Origin of the sequence: Bradyrhizobium sp. CCBAU 53338 (genome assembly GCF_015291665.1) — a bacterium.
GTDB lineage: Bacteria > Pseudomonadota > Alphaproteobacteria > Rhizobiales > Xanthobacteraceae > Bradyrhizobium.
The window spans coordinates 5,813,071-5,834,169 of sequence record NZ_CP030048.1; the positions used below are offsets into that span (position 1 = coordinate 5,813,071).

The following is a 21,099-nucleotide window of genomic DNA, read 5'->3' on the forward strand; positions in this document are numbered from 1 at the left end:
CAATGGTGTCTTCAAAAGCAATCCTGGCGGGCTCGAGCCTCGCCGCACTCACCCTATTTCATCCCGGCAGTAACGCCACGGCGCAGACAACGGCCCCCATGACGACGCTCCCCAGCGTCGAGGTCGATGCGCCAAAGCGAACGCAGGCGCCGCACCGCCCGAAAGTTCGCGTCGCCGTCGACAGGCGACGTTCAGCCTCGCAGGCACGGCCGCAGGCCGAGGCGCCCGCCGCCGTCGAGGGCCAGAGCAACCGGTTGGATGCCGCGCGCCAAAGCGTGCTTCCGCCCGGCGGGGCGACGGCTCACACGCTCACGCGCCAGGCCATCGAGGCGTTGCCGCAGGGCAGTAACGCCTCGCTCGACAAGGTGCTGCTGCAATTCCCCGGCGTCACCCAGGATTCGGCGGCGAGCGGCGACCTGCACATCCGCAACGAGCACGCCAATCTGCAATACCGCATCAACGGCGTGATGCTTCCCGACGGCGTCGGCGCGTTCGGGCAGATTCTCGACACCGGCATCGTCGGCAGCATGAGCCTGCTCACCGGCGCGCTGCCGGCGCAGTATGGCCAGCGCACCGCCGGCGTGCTCGACATCCAGACCAAGGCCGATGCTTTCAACAATTCCGGCGTGGTCGGCGTTTATGGCGGCAGCAACGGCACCATCTCGACCAACGTGGAATACGGCGGGACGGCGGGGCAGACGCAGTATTTCCTGTCGGGACGTTTTCTCCAGAACAATCTCGGCATCGAGAACCCGACGCCGTCGGTCAATGCGATCCACGACCGCACCAACCAGGAGAAGGGATTTCTCTATCTCTCCACGATGATCGATCCGACCAGCCGCCTCACCTTCATGAGCGGCGTGTCGAATGCGACGTTCCAGATTCCGAACAATCCCGGCCAGACGCCTGCGAATACGGCGTTCGGCGTCTCGAGTTTCGACTCGTCGCGGCTCAACGAGCACCAGAACGAGTTCAACCAGTTCAACGTCGTCTCCTACCAGACCTCGAACGGCGAGTTCGACACGCAGACCTCGTATTTCAATCGCACCAGCCTGCTGCACTTCTACCCCGATCCGATCGGCGATCTCGTCTTCAACGGCGCGTCCTCGGACGTCTACCGCCAGAGCGTGGTCAACGGCCTTCAGCAGGACACCGCCTGGCGCATTGGCTATGCACACACGCTGCGCTTCGGCCTGTCGGTGAGCGCGGAGCGAACGCTGGTCAACAGCGGGACCACGGTGTTGCCGCTGGTCGATCCCGCCGATCCGGGCGCAGGCACGATCGACGCGCCGTTCTCGGTGTTCGATTCCAGCGCCAAGACCGGCTGGCTGATCGGGACCTACGTGCAGGACGAATGGAAGATCACCAACAATCTTACCCTGAATGCCGGCCTGCGCTTCGACCAGATGTACCAATATGTCGATGCGAACCAGCTCAGCCCGCGCGTCAGCCTGACCTGGAAACCGTTCGAGGGCACCACGTTCCACGCCGGCTATGCACGCAACTTCACGCCGCCCTCGCAGGTGATCGCCGCGCCCGTCAATCTAGCGCTGGTCACTCCGCCCGGCGCGCCCGCGAACACGCAGACGCCGGAGGTCGGGCAGAACAGCCCGGTGCTGCCGGAGCGGTCGCACGTGTTCGACGTCGGTGTGACGCAGAAGGTCTATGCGATCCCCGGCCTCGAGGTCGGCGCCGACGCCTACTACAAGAAGGCGCGCGACCTGCTCGACGACGGCCAGTTCGGCGCGGCCTATGTGTTGAGCGGCTTCAACTACGATCGCGGCGAGAATGTCGGCGTCGAGCTGAAATCGACCTACAAGAACGGCAATTTCAGCGCCTACGCCAACCTCGCCTGGGCCAAGCAGATCGCGACCAACGTGGTCTCGAACCAGTATCTGTTCGGCGCGGACGAGCTCTCCTATATCGACGGCCACTACATCTACACCGACCACGCGCAGATGCTGTCGGCGTCGGCCGGCGCCTCCTATCTCTGGGAGGGCACGCGTTATAGCGTGTCGATGGTCTATGGCAGTGGCCTTCGCTCGGGCTTTGCCAACACCGATCATTTGCCCGGATACACGCAGGTCAATTTCGGCCTCTCGCACGACTTCAACATCGTCGCGCCGAACAAGCCGACGACGGTGCGATTCGACGTGGTCAATGCGTTCGACACGATCTACCAGATCCGCGACGGCTCCGGCATCGGCGTATTCGCCCCGCAATACGGACCCCGCCGCGGATTCTATTTCGGCGTCTCGCAGCGGTTCTAGAGCGGGATCGAGTCAGGCTCGATCGGCGTCCGGGAACACCTCTCCCCGACGGGGAGAGGTGTTCGGAGTTCGCGGACTATACTGATTCAACCAAAACGCATTCCACTTTAGCTAAACAGAGCATTTGCGCCTGGGCCTGCGGGCTCCGGCGCAACAGGTGGCGCTTCACTTGCGATAGGCGACGCAGTCGATTTCCACCTTGCAGTCCACCACCATGCTCGACACCACGCAGGCCCGCGCCGGCGGATTGGCGCCGAAATATTCGGCGAAGACCTTGTTGAAGCTCTGGAAGTCGCGGGGGTCGTCGAGCCAGACGCCGCAACGCACGACATCCTTCGGCTCGTAACCGGCCTCCGTCAGGATCGCGAGCATGTTGCGGATCGCCTTGTGCGATTGCGGGATGATGCCGCCCTCGATCACTTCGCCGTTCTCCATCGGCGTCTGGCCGGAGACATAGAGCCAGCCGTCGGCCTGCACCGCGCGAGCAAAGGGAAGGTGCTGGCCGCCGGTACCGGTGCCGCCGGCCGCGCCATATCGTTTCAGCGTCATTGCGAATCGTCCTGTGTGTGATGGCTGAGATTGCGGGGCCGTCATCCCGTGATCAAGGCCCGGCCGGGCCGCGCGAAGGTGCTGCGACCGCCTGCGACCACAGCCTCGCCGGCGACGAAAACCGAACGGATGCCCGCGGGCATTTCCGTCGGCGTCTCGAACGTCGCCTTGTCCATGATGGTCTCGTCGAACAGCGTGAGATCCGCGATCATGCCCGGCCGAAGAATGCCGCGGTCGGAGAGGCCGAAGCGTTGCGCCGGCATCGCGGTCATCCGCCGCACGGCATCTTCGAGCGTCAGCCAGCCTTGCTCGCGCGTCAGCCGGCCGGCGACACGCGGGAAACTGCCATAGGCGCGCGGATGCGGCTTGGTGCCCGGGCGGGGAATGCCGTCGGAGCCGACCATGTGCAGGCGATGAGTGAAGGCCGCACGCAGATCGGCCTCATCGAGCTGGAACATGATGATGCCGGTCTGGCCCTGGTCCTCCTCGATGCACCGAACCATCAGATCGAACGGGGAGATGCCGAGCTCGCGCGCGGCATCGACCATCGACTTGCCCTCGAGCGGCTTCAGCGCGGGATTGGCGGTGGCGGAGATGCGCACATTGTGCCAGCCGATCAGCACGATCTTGGACTGCGCGGCATGCGGATCGGGATCGCCCTCCTCCACCAGCACGCGCAGCGCCTCGCGCCTGGCCGGATCGCGCAGCCGCGCGCGCAGGGCATCGATACCGCCTTCGAGCGCCGCCGGCGGCAGCAATTGCAGCATGTAGGAGCTGCCGGCGGGGTACGGATACATGTCGAAGGAGATGTCGATCCCCTCCGCGCGCGCGGCCTCCAGCCGGTCGAGCGCCTTGGGGATCGCGCCCCAGTTCGGCTTTCCCGCCGATTGCAGATGCGACAGCAGTCCCGCTGCGCCCGAGGCGCGCAGGATCGCGATGAACTCGTCGATGGATGGCAAGAGGCCCGCTTCATAGCTGCGGACATGCGCGGTGAGCAGCTTGCCGTGCGCTCGCACGGTCTCCGCCAGCGCGTTCAGTTCGTTGGTGTCGGCATAAGCACTCGGCGGATAGACGAGGCCGAGCGACAGGCCGGCCGCGCCTTGCGAGAGCTGCTGCGCCAGCAGCGCCTGCATCGCCGCGATCTCCTCGCCGCTCGCCGCGCGGCGCTCGTAACCGAGCACGGCGAGCCTGATCGCGGCGTGTCCGACCAGCGAAACGAGGTTGAGCGCCACGCCTGGCCCTTCCAGGGCCTGCCGATAGCCGTCGAAACTGTCGAACACTTCGTCCGCCTGAGTCTCGCCGGCGAGTCCCGAGAAATGCAGCCGCAGCATCTCGGCGGAGCCCGCGGTCGCCGGATAGAGCGAGAAGCAGCAATTGCCGACCACGAGCGTGGTCACGCCCTGCAACACCTTCTCGGGCCTGTCAGGCTCGCGCAGGCAGATCAGATCGTCGTGGCAATGGGCGTCGATGAAGCCGGGCGCCAGATAACACCCGCGCGCGTCGACGATGTCGGCGTCCTCCGCCGGCAAGGCGGCGCCGATCGCCGCGATGCGGTTGCCGCTGATGCGCAGGTCGGCCTCGAACCACGGCGCGCCGGTGCCGTCGATCAGCCTGGCGTTGCGGATCAGCGTGTCCTTGCTGCTGGAACTCCGGGGCATGCCCCTCTCCTCAGTGAACAGGCACCGCGCCGGCCGGCGGTACCTCCTCGAAATCGGGAATCGGCTCGATGCGGCCGAGCACCACGACATAGAAGAAGATGCCGATCAGCAGCACGACGCCCGCGATCATGAAGGCACCGGCGAAGGATTGAGTCCAGTCGACCACCACGCCGGTCACGATCGGCGCGAGCACACCCATCATGTTGTTGGTGAAATTCAGAATGCCGCCGACGGTTCCCGCCCCGCCCTTGGGCGCGATCAGCGACACGATCGAGGAGCCGACGGGAGCTGCGGCTGACAGCCCCGAGATCGCGATCGACAGCCACAACAGCGCCCAGCCCGGCTTCACCGTGAAGGCGGCGCCGATCACGGCGAGCCCCATCAGCATGCCGACGATGATCACCGACTGACGCACCCGCGTCGAGTCGTAGCCACGCGCGATCAGATGATCCACCAGGAAGCCGCCGATCAGGAGGTCCGCCAAGGTCGCGAAGATCCACGGAATGGTCGAATAGCCCGCGGCCGACATCAGGTTCATGTGCATGGTCTGGGCGAGATAGCCCGGCAGCCAGGTCAGGAAGAGGTAGAAGGTGTAGCCATAGGCCGAAAAGCCGATGGTCAGGCCCCAGACCTTGCGGTTGCGCAGGAGGTAGCCGAGCATGCGGCTCTGTCCCACTGCAGCGGGACCTTCGGGCGTGCCGCCGCCGGCGATGATGTAATCATGCTCCGCCTTCGAGAGCTTCGGATCTTCGCTCGGGTTGCGATAGATGACGTAGTAGGCGACGAAATAGAGGAAGCTCAGCACGGCGGTGACGCCAAAGCCCCAGCGCCAGCCATAGAGAAAGATCACATAGGCGACCAGCGGCACGCCAATCACGTTGGAGAACTTGGCGGCGGAATCGAAGATCGCGGTCGAGCGCGCGCGTTCGTCGAGGGGAAACCAGTGGCCGGTCGCCTTCTGGCTTGCCGGAAACGCCGGCGCTTCAGCAACACCGAGCAGCAGGCGCGCTGCGGCAATGCCCCACAATCCGCTGGCGAGCGCGGTGATGGTGGCGGCGACAGCCCAGAGGAAGCTCGAGGCTCGGCCGACCATGGTGACGCCGAAGCGGTCGAGCACCATGCCGCCGGGGACCTGCAGCAGCGAATAGGTCCAGAAGAACGCGCTGCCGAGCAGGCCGATGTCGGTCGCGGTGAGGCCGAGTTCCTTCGTCAGCTCGGGCGTCGCGGCGGAGAGCCCGACCCGATCGATGTAGTTGATGAGAATTCCGACGCCGAGCAGACAACCGATCAGCCAGCGTCGTCCGGGTACCTGTTGTCCTGCATTCGCCATTTTCGAATCCTCGCTTGAACACGCAGGAACGCGTCTCCCGCCCCGACATCGGGACGAGAGAATCTCATCGCGCCTGCAGCTACGTTGTCTCTTATAGTGGACAATATTATCTTATAGCGACACGTTAGTTATTGCGGCGGCGTGATGTCAAGCCCGGACATTCTAGTCCCTCCCGCCGCGAGGCGCATTTGCCGAACGTTGTGCGCTGCGTGCGCGAACATCGGGACGCGCAACGACGACGCGTGACACGATGCGGGAACATCGGTCACAGCGCCGCCGAAAGGACTCAGCTCAGGTGCGATCGGAGAGTTCGGTTGCGGTGGCGACCAGATCGTCGAGCAGCGCGGTCCTGCGCTCCTTCACCGAATCTGCGGGAACCACGAAGCACAGCGTCGCAACCGCGACACCCTTCTTGTCACGGATGGGCGCCGCAAGACACGAGGTGAACCGATCGGACAGCGCCGTTGTCACGCATTTGCCGTCACGCCTCGCGCGTGCGACGTCCTTGATGAAATCATCGACATCGAGCACGCGGCCGTCAGGAAGACGAAAATCCTCTTTCGGAACGAACGCACGAATCTCCGCCGGGCTCATGTGATCGAGCAGCAGCCGGCCCGATGCCGTCCACGGCAGCGGCACCTCGATGCCGACATCCGTGGTGATCCGAAACAGGCCCGACCCGTCCCTGGTATCGACCACCACATATTTGCGGCCACGCAGCGCGCAGAGCTGCGCCGTGGCGCTGTGCTGGGTCGCGAGCCGGTCGAGCGCTTCGCGGCATCGGCGATGCAGCGGATTGGCCTCCGCATAGGCCCGCCCGTAGAGATGCACCGCCTTGCCGAAATAGACCTGGCCGCCGTCGCCGACGTTCTCGAGCAGGTCAGCTTCGATCAGGCGGTTGGCGATGGCATAGACGGTCGAGCGCGGCGCGCCCATCTGCTTGGCGAGATCGCTGAGTTTGGACGGCGCGCGCAAATGCAGCAGTGCTTCCAGGAGATCGATGGTCCGATCGATCCCGTTCTGGCGTTCCGCGGGCGAGGCGCCCTTCTTCGATGCAGCCAAACTTCACATGTCCTTCGTCAGCTTCGCCTGCCGCTTTTGGCATAAACAGCGCGAGCGGTATAGCGTGTCCGCCTTTGCGCATTCAGAATTCAGCTTGGATGTTATCCAGTTCACAAAGCTGCAGCCACTCAGCGACGGATTTGCCGCAAGCGTGATCAACCCCTCCTTCAAACCTGTGGTAGCATCTCCTCTTGAAGCTCTATTAGCGTGCAATTGTATTGAGCACCATGGCAGGTTGTGATTTCAACACTGCCCGTGCCGAATTCGGCCTGCAACGATCGCATTGCTTGCGTTCAACCTGCCGGACAACTAGCCAGATTTAATTGCGCGCAGGCGAGGCCAAGCGTCTGCAAGCCATAGCACCTTGAACTGCGGAATTTTCTCGAAGCCGCGCCTGCGCAAACCAGAAGCGATCGCGAGACATTTCAGTTTCAAGGAGTAGCAATATGGCTCTCAGCAGCACCAGCTTGACCGATATTGGACAAGGCGCCGGCAAGACCACCAATTTCTGGATACGATACGAGAATTCGCTCGCCGACCAGACCAACGTCATCAACAACGCCAATTCCCTGCTCAGCAACATCAGTCCCTCGCTGAGCGTCATCGAGAACGAGTTCAACGTCACCACCGGCTGGTTCGGCACACCCTCCAGCCAGTTCGGCACCGGCGCGCGGCAAGAGGTTCGCCTCGATCAGGCCGACTCTGCCCTTTCGGGCGGAGGCTTCTCCTTTCCCGGCGCCAGCAACAACGGCGTCGGCAATCCGATCAGCCTCGACTCGCAAAACCTGATGAGCGACGCGCCGCTGCCGGCGCAGCGCGTCGGCATGGTGTTCATTGCCGAGTGGGTCGAGGTGCTGATGGGCATTCGCGGCAATTGGAACGCCGGTGACAGCAGCGGCGAAGGCTTGTCGCATTGGTCGGCCATCACCCGCTTCCAGCAGGGCCATGACAATTATTACAGCTCGTTCGTCGCGAACTGGCTGAACGGAGACGGCAACCCCAATCAGGGAACGATCCTGCCGAACCCGGCGCGCGGCGACTGGGTCAACACGACCTATACCGGCTCGACCGTGAGCGACGGCACGTTCGTGCACGGCGACGGCGATCCCGTCAGCTACGGCTGCGCGCTCGGCTTCATCTACTACCTCAACGTCCAGCTCGGCTTCAGCATCAACCAGATCATTGCGAACTACAATTCCAACCTGGCTAGCGTCTATCACGCCGTGACCAGCGACAATTCCAACCCGTTCCCGATCTTCCTCGGTCTCGTCGAGAGTGTCTATCCGCCCGGTACGACCGCGTCGATTTCCGGCCCCAATAGAAACAATCCCTTCCCGATCGCGCGCGTCTCCTTCGGTGCCGGCAAGAACACGTTCGGCAAGGACGAGACGCAGGACATCATCAACACGCAAGGAGGCTACGTTCCCAACGCCTTCACGATCTTCATCGAGGGATTCAGCAAGAGCTCGTTCCTGTCGCTCGGCATCACGGTCGGAAGTTTCGGCGGCTCGTTCTCGAGCCTTGCCGGCGTGGCGATCACGCCCAGTCCCACCGGCGTGCAGTTCGAGAGCGGCGTCAACGACTTCACGCCGCAGCGTATCGAAATTCCCTACGACCTGCATATCGACACGCCGTTGCTGGCACAGTTCCCCCCAACAGGCGGCGAGACCGAATTCGACCTCACGGTCTCGCTGAATACCTCCGCGACCGGACAGGTCAGCGGCTCGCAGGCCTCGATGCAGTTCGAGCTGATCGCCGGCGCCGATCCTTACTTCACGAATTTGAACGCGGACCACAGCAACCTGCCCTATCTCAGCCAGGACCTGCGCGTCTTCACGATCACCCCGGCGCTGAATGCGGCGCCGATCCCCGGCGTGCCCGCACTCGCCGACAACGTCTCCGGCGCCTACACCTATATCCAGGACCTGCTGTCGCGCTGGAATTCCGCGGCCAACGGCTTCACCAATCCGAACGGCCCCGATCCGTTCACGACGATCCTGCCCGACCAGGGCGACGCCAACCAGGGCGACTCGTCCGTGAACCCATTCACCGTGCAGATCAGCGGCACGTTCCCGCCCAATATCAGCATCGAAAACAATTACAGCTTCGCCGTCGCGCGCGTGCGCCTGCGTGGCTCCGCGGGATCGATGGCCAACAATGTCCGCGTTTTCTTCAGGCTGTTCACCACCCAGACCAACGACACCGACTATGACATCAACGGCGCCTATCTCTCCAACAACGATGCCGCCGGCAAGCCGGGGTCGCCGAGGCTGGGTGCTGGCAACACCTCGATTCCGTTCTTCGCCACCAACAATTTTTCGAGCCAGACCGACTATGCCGGCGGCCCCAACATCCAGACGCTGGCGATCCCCGACCATCAGGATCAGCTCTGGGGATATTACGGCTGTTTCCTCAATCTCTACGACAGCGGCAACGTCATCAACGGCGCGCAGGTGCAGACCTATCTGAACGGCACGCACCATTGCATTGTCGCGCAGATCGCCTTCGACGATGCGCCGATTCCGCAGGGCGTCTCGCCGCTGTCCTGGGACCAGCTCGCACAGCGCAACCTCCAGGTGACGCGCTCCGACAATCCGGGCCCCGCAGCCACACATCGCATTCCACAGACTTTCGACACGAAGCCAGGCCGCGCCGTCCGTGCGCCGCTAGGGCCGAACACGATCTACCCGGACGAATTGATGATCGAATGGGGCAGCGTGCCGACAGGCTCAGTCGCCTCGCTGTACTGGCCGCAGGTGCATGCCAGCGACGTGCTGGCGCTCGCCAAGGCCTTCTACGGCGTCTCGCCGCTCGGCATGAGCGATGCCAATACGATCCGGATCCCGATCACGCGCGGCGTCAGCTACGTGCCGATTCCGCCGGGCGCCGGCGACAATTTCGCCGGCCTCATCACCATCGACCTTCCCCAAGGCGTTCGCAGCGGACAGGTGTTCGACGTGACGGTCAAACGGCTCGGCACGCGCATCGGCAAGCCATTGCCGCCTCCACCTCCGCCGCCCGGCCCCAAGCTGCAGACCGCGCCGGCATTGGTGCATGCCGACGGCAAGACGGCGCAGGTGGGAACCGCCAAGGGCAGCTCCAAACCCCATCGCACCAAGCCGACGGAGGTGGAGCGGCTGACTCAATGGCGCTACGTCGTCGGCACGTTCCAGATCCGCATTCCCGTGACCACGGGCGACAAGATCCTCCCTGCCGAAGAGACGACGCTCGCAATCATGAAATGGCGGCTGGAGCAGATGTCACCGTCCAATCGCTGGCACCCGGTGCTGGTCCGCTACATCAAGTACATCTCCGACCGCGTCGACGGCCTCGGCGGCAATGCGAGTGCCGTGCCGCCTTCGCTGACCTTTGTGCCACCCTTGCCGAAGCGGCCGCATGAACCCGAGCGAGAGCGTTGCGGCAAGGTCTGCGAGGTTCTGTACGACTGCCACGGCGAGTTCACCGGCTTCATTCTCGAAGATTGCAGCGAGACGCATGTGTTCCACAGCCGGGCCAGAAACATCGGCAATCTTGCCGTGGAAGCCTGTCGCTACGGATTGACGCTATGTGTCTGGGTCGACGGCAAGGATCGCGAGAAGATCCGCAAGCTTGCGATCAAGGCTTAGGGAGCCGGCGCGGAGAGACGATCCCGTCGATATGATGGCACAGCCGTGCGTAAGCGCGCTTGGCTCGAGAGAAGGCGCCGCGCACAGGGGCTTACACCTTGGTGCGGCGCCGGCGGATCAGGAGCCCTGCATATAGCGAACGGGATTTTCGGGATCCGCTTCGAAAATGCCGGCAACCTCTGCGAACAGCGTCGATACGGTATCCTGCTTGAGATCGTCGAACCGCTCGAAACTGAAATTGTTGCCGCCCATGCGCAGTTCGCCCAGCTTGCCGGCATAGCGGGACACGAGCGGCGCGCCTTGCCTGGTTACCGTCACGTACGCGCTGATGTAGTTCTTCTGGAGCGCAACGCCGATCACCGGCCAGTCCGTGCTTCTTCCCGACTTGATGGCGTAGCGAAACTTGCCATAGCCGATCATCTTCATGCGCATGCCCGCCTCTCCCGCCGGCGTTCCCTGATGGAAATGGCGCTTGAGGGCCGGCGCGGCGGCGACAATCAGCTCGTGCAACTCGGTCAGATCGCGCTTTCGCTCGGGATCGAAATCGAGATAGGCCTGCAATGAATCGGCTGTGACGCGGAACATGTGAGCCTCGACTTGTGGCTGGTCCGTTACCCCCGCGCCTTGCTCCAGTCCGGAGCAACCGCGCCCGAGACGCCCTCGAACGCGCCGTCAGCGAGCTCGAACACCAGGACGCGCGCGGCATCGACCGGGCCCGGCATGGTGACGCGGCCCTTGGGGACTAGCTTGAATCCAATGCGGCTGTAATAGGGCTCGTCGCCGACCAGCAGCACGATGCGATGTCCCTTGTCCTTGGCGTCCTTCAAGGCCCGCTCCATCAGCATGCGGCCGATGCCGCGGCTGCGGAACGGCGGCTCGACCGTGAGCGGCCCGAGCAGCAGCGCCGGCGTCTCGCCGATCATGATCGGCAATTGCCTGACGGAGCCGACCAGCAGCGTTCCGATGCGGGCCGTGAAGGAGACGTCGAGCAGATGGTCGACGTGCTCGCGGATGCGGTAGGCGCTCAGCACGAAACGGCCGGGGCCGAACGTGCGCTCGTGCAGCCGCTCGATCGCCTGGGCGTCGCCTGGGGCTTCGGGACGGATGGTGATGGAGAGATCGTTCATGTTGCCAAAGCGTTTTCGAGCGAAGTGAATCCCGGTTCGCGTTGAGAAAACGCGTCAATAGAGGAATCGGAGTAGCATCTGGACGTCCTGCCGTCCATGGGAGCGCGCTCGTCGTCAGCTCGTTTTCGGCGCCGGCTGGGACAGATAGGCCAGCATCTTCATCTCCCGCCGCCCCCGCGTCACGGTGTCGAGCACGAGGCCCGAGGAGACCGACAGCATCGCCATGATCATCAGGCCCATCGACAGCACGGCGGTCGGCAGCCGCGGCACCAGCCCGGTCTCGATGAAGGTGATCACGATGGGGATCGAGAGCAGGACCGACACCACCGCCAGCAGGATGCCGATGGCGCCGAAGAAGCGCAGCGGCTTTTCCGCGCGGTAGAGTTTCAGCATGGTGCCGAGAATGCGAAAGCCGTCGCGCCAGGTGTTGAGCTTCGAGAACGATCCCTCGGGTCGCGCGTAATAGGGCGTCTCGAGTTCGGCGACCGGCAACGACAATTCCAGCGCATAGACCGCAAGCTCGGTTTCGATCTCGAAACCATCCGACAGCACCGGGAACGATTTGACGAAGCGGCGCGAGAACACGCGGTAGCCGGACAGGATGTCCTGGAAATCGCGGCCGAAAGTCCAGGCCAGAAACCCGGTCAGCATGCGGTTGCCGGTGCGATGGCCGAGACGGTAGGCCGCCTGCGACTGGTCGATACGGAGCCCGACCACCATGTCGAGATGCTCGTCGAGCAGCTTGTCGATCATGCGTGGAGCGCTCGGCGCGTCGTAGGTGGCGTCGCCATCGACCAGCACGTAGATGTCGGCCTCGACGTCGGCGAACATGCGCCGTACGACATGGCCTTTGCCCTGCCGCCGCTCGCTGCGCACGATCGCGCCGGCCTCGCGCGCAACAGCCGCAGTGCGGTCGCGCGAATTGTTGTCGTAGACGTAGATCTCCGCCGCGGGCAGCGCGCTGCGAAAATTTTCGACGACGGTCGCGACCGCGGCCTCCTCGTTGTAGCAGGGCACCAGCACGGCGATGCGGGGTTGCGCCGATGTCATCGCGGCTGCGCTCCGAGGCCGGCCGCGTCGGTCCGGACCGGTGCCGCCTCACGCGCCTCGGCCGGCTGCAGCAGCCGGGCGAACGACAACGTCCACAGCGACAGCATCGCGATCGGCACGACATAGTACGGCGTGAAGATCGGATGGCTCATGAAGAAGCCGAGATTGACGACGAGGTTGCCGACAACCACGAAGGCTGCCTGACGCACATGGCCCTCGCCGGCCCGCAACAGCCAGGCCGTCGCGCCGATCGCAAGCACGATCAGCACGAACTGCATGTCGCGCAGATACTGGCCGAACACCGCAAGATCGAGGGCCGGCGCGACCACGTCGGCACTGCCATAGGTCGTGGCCAGCGCACTGCCGGCATTGATGGCCTGGGCGGCCAGCGTCGGCGCCATGCCGACAAGCACGCCGGCACCGAAGGCGAGTCCCTGCACGAAGGTCGCGAGCGAGCGCGTCCACAGGAAGGGAATACCGAGGAACAGGAAATAGCCCGCCGCGAGCAGCGCGTTCGGCAGCCTGAAATTGACGGACGCGCCGAGCAGAAGGCCGGTGAGCGCGATCAGCAAGATGCTGCGCTTGTCCCTGGCCAGCCACAGCGCCGTCAGGAAGCCGGCGACGGCGCACAGCGCCATGGTCGGCGCGACCGAATAGCTCGCCTTGGCCGGATTGATCATGAGGTACACGGCAAGCGCGCCGAACAGGCCTGCACGAACGAGCGACGGCAGCGTCCGCGCCAGGAAAATGCCTGATAGCGCGAGGCCGCAGACGATCAGGCTCGCGGCAATGTAGAGCGGCACCACCTGATGTCCCTCGGGAAACAGCGCCAGCAGAAAGCCGGTGCCGGGCGGATATTGCAACACGACCTTGCCGCTTGGCATCGGGTTGTGGCAGGGCCAGCGGATCGGATCCTTCCACTCGGCGAAACCGATCTCCTTCATCTTGCCTTCGAAATAGCGATCGTCATCCCTGATAGCGTTGGTATCGAGCCCGCCGGCGCCGAAGCGCTGGAACAGATGCGCCTGACGGAGATAGCAGATGTCGTCATAGACCCCGCGCGCCTCGCTCCAGCGCGACATTGTCCAAATGTTGCTGGCGAGGATTGCAAGGCAGATCAGGCCTAAGGCAAGTTTTGCAGCTTTCATCAGGTTTCCGTGGCGCCCGTTCGGACGGGTTACTAGCATAGCCGGCCCTCAGCGCCACGTCGTCATCAGCGGCTTGCCATCCAGCACCTCAGCGAGCCGCAGCCGTGTACCGTTCGTGGTCCCCTCGGGCAAGCAAGCGGCGTCGAAGAAGCCGCATTCGATGATCTCGCGATTGGGCTCCGGCAGGCGGTCCTGGCGGAAATGCCTGACGACGTAGACCGCGACATGGTCGCGGCGGGAGACGTGGCTGTTGAGGAAGATGCCGTGCAGCATGGCCTCCCCGGTCAGGTCGATATCGCCCTCCTCCTTGAGCTCGCGGCGCATCGCCTGTTCCATGGTCTCGCCAAAGTCGACGCCGCCGCCCGGCAGATACCAGCCCGAGACGTAGCTGTGCTTGACCAGGAACACCCTGCCGTCGGCATCGAGCACCACGGCCCGGACGCCGAGCGTCATGCCTCGGACCACCAGGAAATAGGCGTGGAAGAATCGCCGCAGCAGCGGCTCGAATCTCCGTCGGATCTGGTCCAGGCGCTTCGCCATTAGCCTCTCGTGATGCGCCTTCTCAGGCTTCGCTTGCGCGTTGCCGGCGACCTTGCCATTACAGCAGGGGAATAGCGAGGCAATCGCGCGCGATGACATCTTTCTTGGCACCCTTCACGCTCGCCCATCTGTCCGACCCGCACCTGCCGCCGTTGCCGAAGCCGCGGCTGATCGAGCTCGCAGGCAAGCGCGCGCTCGGCTACGTCAACTGGACGCGCAACCGCCACAAATACCAGCGCCGCGAGGTGCTCGACGCGCTGGTCGCCGATTTGCAGGCGCAGGCGCCGGACCACATCGCCGTGACAGGCGATCTCGTCAATCTGGCGATGGAGGCGGAGTTCGCGCCGGCGCGCGCCTGGCTCGACGAGGTCGGCCCGCCCGATCGCGTCACCACGATCCCCGGCAATCACGACGCCTATGTCCGCGCTACCTTTCATCGCTTCGGCGAGACCTTTGCGCCCTATCTTGCCGGCGACGACGGCCGCATCGGCTTTCCCGGCGTGCGCCGGCGCGGCCCAGCCGCGCTGATCAGCCTCTCCAGTGCCGTGCCGACGCCGCCCTTGATGGCGACGGGCACGCTCGGTCGCGATCAGCTCAAAGATCTTGAAAACGTTCTCGACCGGCTTGCTGCCGAGGAAGTCTTCCGCGTGCTGCTGGTGCATCATCCCCTCAAGTCCGTCGCGCGCCAGAAGCGGCTGACGGATTCCGCAGGCCTGCTGGCGCTGCTCAAGCGCCATGGCGTCGAGCTGATCCTGCACGGACACGACCACATTCATTCGACGATGTGGTTCGAAGGCCCCAACGGCAACATTCCCGCGATCGGCGTGCCGTCGGCCTCGGCGCTCGCGCACGGGCGTTATCCGGCGGCCGCCTACAATCTGTTTGAGATCGAGAAGGACAATACCGGCTGGCGCTGCGAGCAGATCGTGCGGAGCATCGATCATGGCTTGCAGATCCGGGAGATCAAGCGCGCGCGGCTGCTCTGAATCGCGCGTGTCGGCGCGAGCACGGACTGCGCAAGCAATCACCAGCTCCGCAACGCCGCGAGCACGGCGACACCGAACAGTGCGGCGGCACCGAGGATGAAGCCGAACAGGAACGGCCAGACGCGCGAGCGGCGCGGCTGCTCCGCGATCTCCTCCTTCGGCTCTGACGGCACCACCATCGCACGCTCGCGCTCGATCATGCGGCGGGCGACGTAGTCGGTCACGGCGTCGACGATCACCGCCGTGTCGTGCGATTCGGCGAGCACGATGCGGCCGAAGCGGGTGTCCTGGACGAAGCGGTACTGCCGCTTGTCGCGCCCCATCATGATGTGGGCGACGACGTCGATCCAGAGCCTGGGCGTATCGCCCTGGCTGATGCCGCGGTCGAACAGATCGATCTGGTCGGGCACCTGGGCGAACAGCGGATCGAGCGCGTCGTTGAGGATCTCGAGCCGCGCTACCTCGGCGTCCCTGAGATCGACGACCACCCCGGTCCGGTCGGCGGCTTCGATCCGCGCGCGCAGCAGCGCATCGCGCAACCGCATCGGGCGCGGCTGGCTGGGATGGGTACCGCTGGTTTCGGGCTCTGACATTGCCGGCCTCGTCCTCAACTCTCCCCATTAACCTATCAGCAACCATAAGGTCCGCAAAGGGCTCGTTATTCCAGACACTTACCGTGCCCACAGGCCGTTGATGTGTGCCAAAAACAGACGATCCCACCCGGCTTGCGCCGGATGGGACCCTCCGTCCTTGGACGTCTTCTTAGAGTTTGTCAGCCAGCCGTCAGGCCGAGACCCGCGACGGCTCTTCCACGATCGAGAAGCGGACGCCGGCCTTGTGGCGGTTCTCTTCCGAAACCGAGCGCCAGGCGTCCTCGGCTTCCTTGCGGGTCTTGAACGGACCCTGCACCTGCGCCGAGCCCTCGACCAGCTTGTGGAAGTTCATCGAGCCGAACTCGCCGCCGATCACCCAGAAATTGCTGCCTTTGGTCATTGTCAGTCTCCTCTTGGATGGCGTTAGCCGAACTGGTTCATCGTGTTGTGAGCGCCGCCCGCCTTCAGGGCAGCCTCACCTGCGAAGTACTCCTTGTGATCGTCGCCGATGTCGGAGCCGGCCATGTTCTGGTGCTTGGCGCAGGCGATGCCCTGACGGATCTCCTGGCGCTGCACGTTCTTGACGTAACCGAGCATGCCCTGCTCGCCGAAATACTCCTTGGCGAGGTTGTCGGTGGACAGTGCCGCGGTGTGGTAGGTCGGCAGCGTGATCAGGTGATGGAAGATGCCGGCGCGCTTGGCCGAATCCGCCTGGAAGGTCCGGATGCGCTCGTCGGCTTCGATCGCCAGCGGCGTATCGTCGTATTCCGGCTTCATCAGCTCGGCGCGGTTGTACTTGCTGACATCCTTGCCGGCTTCCTTCATCGCGTCGTAGACCTGCTGACGGAAGTTGATGGTCCAGTTGAACGACGGCGAGTTGTTGTAGGCCAGCTTGGCGTTCGGGATGACCTCACGGATGCGGTCGACCATCTTGGCGATCTGCTCGATATGCGGCTTCTCGGTCTCGATCCACAGCAGGTCTGCACCGTTCTGGAGCGAGGTGATGCTGTCGAGCACGCAGCGGTCCTCGCCCGTGCCGGGACGGAACTGGTAGAGGTTCGAGGGCAGCCGCTTCGGACGCATCATCTTGCCGTTGCGGTTGATGATGACGTCGCCGTTGCGGGCGTTCGCCGCGGTGACTTCCTCGCAATCGAGGAAGCTGTTGTACTGGTCGCCGATGTCACCGGGCTTGTGGCTGACGGCGATCTGCTGCGTCAAACCAGCGCCGAGCGAGTCGGTGCGGGTGACGATGACGCCGTCTTCGACGCCGAGCTCGAGGAAGGCGTGGCGGCAGGCGCGGATCTTGGCGATGAACACTTCGTGCGGAACGGTGACCTTGCCGTCCTGGTGACCGCACTGCTTCTCGTCCGAGACCTGGTTCTCGATCTGGAGCGCGCAGGCGCCCGCTTCGATCATCTTCTTGGCGAGCAGATAGGTCGCCTCGGCATTGCCGAAGCCCGCGTCGATGTCGGCGATGACGGGAACGACGTGAGTCTGGAAGTTGTCGATCTTCGCGATCAGCTCCTTCTCGCGCGTCTTGTCGCCTTCCTTGCGCGCCTTGTCGAGCGCACGGAAGATGTCGTTGAGCTCGCGGGAATCCGCCTGGCGAAGGAACGTGTAGAGTTCCTCGATCAGCGCCGGCACCGAGGTCTTCTCGTGCATCGACTGGTCGGGCAGCGGTCCGAACTCGGAGCGCAGCGCGGCGATCATCCAGCCGGAGAGATACAGGTAGGTGCGATCGGTCTTGCCGCCGAAATGCTTCTTGACCGAGATCAGCTTCTGCTGGGCGATGAAGCCGTGCCAGCAGCCGAGCGACTGGGTGTACTTGGTCGGATCCTTGTCATAGGCCGCCATGTCGGCGCGCATCAGCGCGGCGGTGTAACGGGCAACGTCCAAACCGGTCCTGAAACGGTTCTGAAGGCGCATGCGCGCGACAGCCTCGGCCGAGACCCCGTTCCAGGTCGGCTGGGTCTCGAGGAGCGCCCGGGCCGCGTCGATCTCGCTCTGATACGAGGCCGGGCCCTGGAGGGTGTTGATACCGCGGGGCTGGTAGTTCATGTGCCTGATCCCTTTTGACGGATGGCAAAGCGAAAGGCCTTGTCATCGACATTTTTGACAATGCATTGCGAAATGCGTGTCATGAGATAAACGCGAGAAAGAGAAGTTCGTACAGAGGCCTTGTATTTGAATGGTGATGTCATGTAACATCAGAACATGTAATAGATGTTACTTTGTAAAAATTGTAACATATAGGTCAGAGAGACTGACCTTGATGTGCCAGGAGACGTGAAAATGCCCGCCGAATCCGGGAAAAAGCTGTTTGTCGGCCCGCGCTTCCGGCGGATCCGGCAGCAATTGGGGCTGTCGCAGACCCAGATCGCCGAGGGGCTCGGGATCTCGCCGAGCTATGTCAATCTGATCGAGCGGAACCAGCGACCCGTGACCGCGCAGATCCTGCTGCGGCTGGCCGAGACCTACGATCTCGATCTGCGCGACCTCGCCACCGCCGACGAGGACCGCTTCTTCGCCGAACTGAACGAGATCTTCTCCGATCCCCTGTTCCGCCAGATCGACGTGCCCAAGCAGGAACTGCGCGACCTCGCCGAGCTCTGTCCCGGCGTCACCCATGCGCTGCAACGGCTCTACGCGGCCTATACCGAGGCGCGTCAGGGCGAGACGCTGGCGGCCGCGCAAATGGCCGACCGCGATGTCGGCACGCGCTATGAGGCCAACCCGGTCGAGCGCGTGCGCGAACTGATCGAGGCCAACCGCAATTATTTCCCCGAGCTCGAGCAGGCCGCGGAAAACCTGCGGGACGAATTGAACGTGCCGGCCGAAGGGCTCTATGCCGCGCTCGTGGAGCGCCTGCGCGAAAAGCATTCGATCCAGACCCGCATCATGCCCGTCGACGTGATGCGCGAGACGCTGCGCCGCTTCGACCGCCACCGCCGCCAGCTCCTGATCTCGGAACTGGTCGATCCGCCCGGCCGCGCCTTCCAGCTCGCGTTTCAGCTCGGGCTTGGCGAATGCGCGCAAGCCCTGGAGACCATCATCGGCCGAGCCGGGCCGCTCGACGACGCGCCGCGCCGGCTGTTCCGCATCACGCTCGGCAATTATTTCGCCGCTAGCGTGATGATGCCCTACCCGGCCTTCCTCGCCGCTGCCGAAGCGCTCAACTACGACATCCACGTGCTGGCGCAGCGCTTCAATTCCGGCTTCGAGCAGGTCTGCCATCGCCTCACCACCTTGCAACGGCCGAACGCGCGCGGCATCCCGTTCTTCCTGTTGCGTGTCGACAATGCCGGCAACGTCTCGAAGCGATTTTCGTCAGGCACCTTCCCGTTCTCGAAATTCGGCGGCACCTGCCCGCTCTGGAACGTGCACTCGACCTTCGACACGCCCGATCGCCTGCTCAAGCAGGTGATCGAGCTGTCCGACGGCACGCGCTATTTCTCGATCGCGCAGATGGTACGCCGACCCGTGGCGCCGCACCCGCTGCCGCAGCCGCGCTTCGCCATCGGCCTCGGCTGCGAGATCCGGCACGCCGCACGCCTCACCTACGCCGCCGGCATGGATCTCGAGAAGTCGGAGGGCACGCCGATCGGCGTCAACTGCCGTCTCTGCGAACGCGAAAACTGCGCCCAGCGCGCCGAACCGCCGATCACGCGCACGCTGATCCTGGACGAGACGACGAGAAGGGTGAGCTCGTTCGCGTTTTCGAATGCGCGGGAGTTATGAGGGGGCACATGCTCCTCGTCATTGCACAGCAATGACGAAGGCCTCACGCCAGCGTATGCACGATCACCGGCCCCGCGGCGGCGCTGGCATGCCCTGCCAGCAACGGGCCGAGATCCTTCTCGATCCAGGCGATGGCGCGCCTGTTCGCCTCCTCGGCCTGCTCGAACTTGTCGAAGATGGAGATCGCGGTCACGGTGTCGTCGCCGGCATAGACCACGTAGTAGGCCCTGAAGCCGTCGACGTCGCTGATGATCGGAACGGCGCCGTCCTTGATGCGGCGCGCCAGCTCTTCGGCGCTTCCGCTCTTCGCCTTGGCCTGACGGATGGCGGCATACATGGCATCCTCCTCCGGCTATCGATGTGGGGCATGGGGTGCCCGAGGGATGATGTTACGCCGAAGCGCGCCGCCGATCTACGGCTTGGTTAACCCTGCCCTAACCCGCTGCCGCGATCTGCAACCAAGGATTAAGCACGCCTCAACATCGGTGCCTTAGTCTCGCCCCACTCACTTTTCGCAAACAACGGCAGCCTATCCTGCCGCGCGAAGTGACATCAGGGGGTTCATCATGCGCATTGCGTTGCTGCTGACCGCGACCATCGTCGGCGCGCTGTTCGCCAATCCGTCCTACGCCGGCTCGCTCGACGTCGCATCAGCGGATGCCGCGAAATCGCTGCCGCCCGGCTTCCAGAGCTATCGCGGCTACATGTTCGACGTGTCGGAGGCGTCCGATCGCAAGGACCTCGACAAGCTCACCGACAATCTCAAGCGCCAGATCGACGTCGTGGAGGCCGCCGGCCTCTCGCCGCGCGTGATGCGCTTCTTCCGCACCGTTCCGATCATCGCCAGCGAACTGGCCTGCCTCGACGAAGGCGCTGCGACCGCGTGCTACGGCCGGGTCACGCCGGACGTCCAGCGCACGACGCCGCGCACCTTGACGGTGTGGGACCACGACCAGCAGCGCTGGACCAATCCGAACGCGGTCGACCTCGCGGTCGATTCCGGGCTCGGCGTGATCATGGTCCGGCCGGATATGATGCGTTACGAGAAGGAGGCCGTGCTGCTCCACGAGATGCTGCACGCCTATCACGCGCGGCTGCTGCCGGACGGCTACGCCAACAAGGGCGTGATCAGCTATTACGCCTATGCCAAGTCCAAGGATCTGCTGCCCAAGGAAGCCTATGCGATGAAGAATCACATGGAGTTCTTCGCCGTGACGGCCAGCATCTTCCTCGCCGGCAAGAGCGACTACCAGGATCCGAAGACCCGCGAGGCGCTCAAGGAGAAGATGCCCGACTATTACAAATACCTGGTCGGCGTGTTCGGCTTCGATCCCGATCCATCGGCCAACTCGAGCGGACCGGTTGCCTCGCTGAAATGAGGCGGCAGCAAGCCCTCAAGAAGCCGCGCGAAACGCGCGGCTT

At 64.0% G+C, this 21,099-nt stretch carries 18 protein-coding genes; 5 read left to right on the plus strand and 13 right to left on the minus strand.

The features are described 5' to 3' along the window. Positions 1 to 2: 2 nt before the first annotated feature. On the plus strand, positions 3 to 2,270 hold the full coding sequence (locus XH90_RS27220) for a TonB-dependent receptor (RefSeq protein WP_194477372.1): 2,268 nt from the start codon (positions 3 to 5) through the stop codon (positions 2,268 to 2,270). Between the two features lie 165 nt (positions 2,271 to 2,435). Here XH90_RS27220 and XH90_RS27225 read toward each other — a convergent pair whose 3' ends face one another. The 4 genes from XH90_RS27225 to XH90_RS27240 form a co-directional block, all read right to left on the minus strand. Then, positions 2,436 to 2,819 (minus strand): RidA family protein, encoded by a 384-nt coding sequence (locus tag XH90_RS27225; protein WP_194477373.1) that lies wholly within the window; start codon positions 2,817 to 2,819, stop codon positions 2,436 to 2,438. A 41-nt stretch (positions 2,820 to 2,860) separates the two neighbouring features. Further along, a complete protein-coding gene (locus XH90_RS27230) occupies positions 2,861 to 4,477 on the minus strand; it encodes an amidohydrolase family protein (protein ID WP_194477374.1) in 1,617 nt (538 codons plus the stop codon). A 10-nt stretch (positions 4,478 to 4,487) separates the two neighbouring features. After that, complete coding sequence (locus XH90_RS27235; RefSeq protein ID WP_194477375.1) at positions 4,488 to 5,807, minus strand: MFS transporter; 1,320 nt, start codon at positions 5,805 to 5,807, stop codon at positions 4,488 to 4,490. Positions 5,808 to 6,098: 291 nt separating this feature from the next. Then, on the minus strand, positions 6,099 to 6,869 hold the full coding sequence (locus tag XH90_RS27240) for an IclR family transcriptional regulator (RefSeq protein WP_194477376.1): 771 nt from the start codon (positions 6,867 to 6,869) through the stop codon (positions 6,099 to 6,101). Positions 6,870 to 7,315: 446 nt separating this feature from the next. Between XH90_RS27240 and XH90_RS27245 the strand changes: the two genes are divergently transcribed. Then, complete coding sequence (locus XH90_RS27245) at positions 7,316 to 10,495, plus strand: hypothetical protein (RefSeq protein ID WP_194477377.1); 3,180 nt, start codon at positions 7,316 to 7,318, stop codon at positions 10,493 to 10,495. 117 nt (positions 10,496 to 10,612) lie between these two features. Here XH90_RS27245 and XH90_RS27250 read toward each other — a convergent pair whose 3' ends face one another. The 5 genes from XH90_RS27250 to XH90_RS27270 all read right to left on the minus strand — a co-directional run bounded on the left by XH90_RS27250 (position 10,613) and on the right by XH90_RS27270 (position 14,360). After that, a complete protein-coding gene (locus XH90_RS27250) occupies positions 10,613 to 11,080 on the minus strand; it encodes a hypothetical protein (RefSeq protein ID WP_194477378.1) in 468 nt (155 codons plus the stop codon). A 26-nt stretch (positions 11,081 to 11,106) separates the two neighbouring features. Continuing rightward, a complete protein-coding gene (locus XH90_RS27255; RefSeq protein WP_194477379.1) occupies positions 11,107 to 11,622 on the minus strand; it encodes a GNAT family N-acetyltransferase in 516 nt (171 codons plus the stop codon). A gap of 114 nt (positions 11,623 to 11,736) precedes the next feature. Further along, positions 11,737 to 12,672: a glycosyltransferase family 2 protein gene (locus tag XH90_RS27260; RefSeq protein ID WP_194477380.1), complete on the minus strand. Its 936-nt coding sequence runs from the start codon at positions 12,670 to 12,672 to the stop codon at positions 11,737 to 11,739. Continuing rightward, positions 12,669 to 13,820 carry a hypothetical protein gene (locus XH90_RS27265; RefSeq protein WP_194477381.1) on the minus strand — a complete coding sequence of 384 codons (1,152 nt, stop codon included), beginning with the start codon at positions 13,818 to 13,820 and terminating at the stop codon, positions 12,669 to 12,671. Before XH90_RS27265 ends, XH90_RS27260 begins: the two co-directional genes overlap by 4 nt. 48 nt (positions 13,821 to 13,868) lie before the next feature. Further along, positions 13,869 to 14,360, minus strand: a complete 492-nt coding sequence (locus XH90_RS27270) for an NUDIX domain-containing protein (RefSeq protein WP_194477382.1) — start codon at positions 14,358 to 14,360, stop codon at positions 13,869 to 13,871. Positions 14,361 to 14,464: 104 nt separating this feature from the next. On the opposite strand from XH90_RS27270, the gene XH90_RS27275 reads away from it, so the two are divergent. Further along, complete coding sequence (locus XH90_RS27275; protein ID WP_194482826.1) at positions 14,465 to 15,346, plus strand: metallophosphoesterase; 882 nt, start codon at positions 14,465 to 14,467, stop codon at positions 15,344 to 15,346. A gap of 38 nt (positions 15,347 to 15,384) precedes the next feature. On the opposite strand, the gene XH90_RS27280 is transcribed toward XH90_RS27275, so the two are convergent. From XH90_RS27280 to XH90_RS27290, 3 genes are all read right to left on the minus strand, one after another. After that, entirely contained in the window at positions 15,385 to 15,939 is a 555-nt protein-coding gene (locus tag XH90_RS27280; protein ID WP_194477383.1) for a hypothetical protein, read from the minus strand. A gap of 190 nt (positions 15,940 to 16,129) precedes the next feature. After that, positions 16,130 to 16,339: a hypothetical protein gene (locus tag XH90_RS27285; RefSeq protein ID WP_008137787.1), complete on the minus strand. Its 210-nt coding sequence runs from the start codon at positions 16,337 to 16,339 to the stop codon at positions 16,130 to 16,132. A gap of 23 nt (positions 16,340 to 16,362) precedes the next feature. Beyond that, positions 16,363 to 17,997, minus strand: a complete 1,635-nt coding sequence (locus tag XH90_RS27290) for an isocitrate lyase (RefSeq protein WP_194477384.1) — start codon at positions 17,995 to 17,997, stop codon at positions 16,363 to 16,365. 234 nt (positions 17,998 to 18,231) lie between these two features. On the opposite strand from XH90_RS27290, the gene XH90_RS27295 reads away from it, so the two are divergent. After that, complete coding sequence (locus XH90_RS27295; RefSeq protein WP_194477385.1) at positions 18,232 to 19,677, plus strand: short-chain fatty acyl-CoA regulator family protein; 1,446 nt, start codon at positions 18,232 to 18,234, stop codon at positions 19,675 to 19,677. Between the two features lie 43 nt (positions 19,678 to 19,720). Here XH90_RS27295 and XH90_RS27300 read toward each other — a convergent pair whose 3' ends face one another. Next, positions 19,721 to 20,014 (minus strand): antibiotic biosynthesis monooxygenase, encoded by a 294-nt coding sequence (locus XH90_RS27300; protein WP_014497428.1) that lies wholly within the window; start codon positions 20,012 to 20,014, stop codon positions 19,721 to 19,723. Positions 20,015 to 20,243: 229 nt separating this feature from the next. On the opposite strand from XH90_RS27300, the gene XH90_RS27305 reads away from it, so the two are divergent. After that, positions 20,244 to 21,056: a hypothetical protein gene (locus XH90_RS27305; RefSeq protein WP_194477386.1), complete on the plus strand. Its 813-nt coding sequence runs from the start codon at positions 20,244 to 20,246 to the stop codon at positions 21,054 to 21,056. Positions 21,057 to 21,099: the final 43 nt, after the last annotated feature.

Coding starts and splice junctions, on each gene's coding strand:
- XH90_RS27220 (WP_194477372.1), top strand. CDS start 3: ATGGTGTCTTCAAAAGCAATCCTGGCGGGCTCGAGCCTCGCCGCACTC.
- XH90_RS27225 (WP_194477373.1), bottom strand. CDS start 2,819: ATGACGCTGAAACGATATGGCGCGGCCGGCGGCACCGGTACCGGCGGC.
- XH90_RS27230 (WP_194477374.1), bottom strand. CDS start 4,477: ATGCCCCGGAGTTCCAGCAGCAAGGACACGCTGATCCGCAACGCCAGG.
- XH90_RS27235 (WP_194477375.1), bottom strand. CDS start 5,807: ATGGCGAATGCAGGACAACAGGTACCCGGACGACGCTGGCTGATCGGT.
- XH90_RS27245 (WP_194477377.1), top strand. CDS start 7,316: ATGGCTCTCAGCAGCACCAGCTTGACCGATATTGGACAAGGCGCCGGC.
- XH90_RS27250 (WP_194477378.1), bottom strand. CDS start 11,080: ATGTTCCGCGTCACAGCCGATTCATTGCAGGCCTATCTCGATTTCGAT.
- XH90_RS27255 (WP_194477379.1), bottom strand. CDS start 11,622: ATGAACGATCTCTCCATCACCATCCGTCCCGAAGCCCCAGGCGACGCC.
- XH90_RS27260 (WP_194477380.1), bottom strand. CDS start 12,672: ATGACATCGGCGCAACCCCGCATCGCCGTGCTGGTGCCCTGCTACAAC.
- XH90_RS27265 (WP_194477381.1), bottom strand. CDS start 13,820: ATGAAAGCTGCAAAACTTGCCTTAGGCCTGATCTGCCTTGCAATCCTC.
- XH90_RS27270 (WP_194477382.1), bottom strand. CDS start 14,360: ATGGCGAAGCGCCTGGACCAGATCCGACGGAGATTCGAGCCGCTGCTG.
- XH90_RS27280 (WP_194477383.1), bottom strand. CDS start 15,939: ATGTCAGAGCCCGAAACCAGCGGTACCCATCCCAGCCAGCCGCGCCCG.
- XH90_RS27285 (WP_008137787.1), bottom strand. CDS start 16,339: ATGACCAAAGGCAGCAATTTCTGGGTGATCGGCGGCGAGTTCGGCTCG.
- XH90_RS27290 (WP_194477384.1), bottom strand. CDS start 17,997: ATGAACTACCAGCCCCGCGGTATCAACACCCTCCAGGGCCCGGCCTCG.
- XH90_RS27295 (WP_194477385.1), top strand. CDS start 18,232: ATGCCCGCCGAATCCGGGAAAAAGCTGTTTGTCGGCCCGCGCTTCCGG.
- XH90_RS27300 (WP_014497428.1), bottom strand. CDS start 20,014: ATGTATGCCGCCATCCGTCAGGCCAAGGCGAAGAGCGGAAGCGCCGAA.
- XH90_RS27305 (WP_194477386.1), top strand. CDS start 20,244: ATGCGCATTGCGTTGCTGCTGACCGCGACCATCGTCGGCGCGCTGTTC.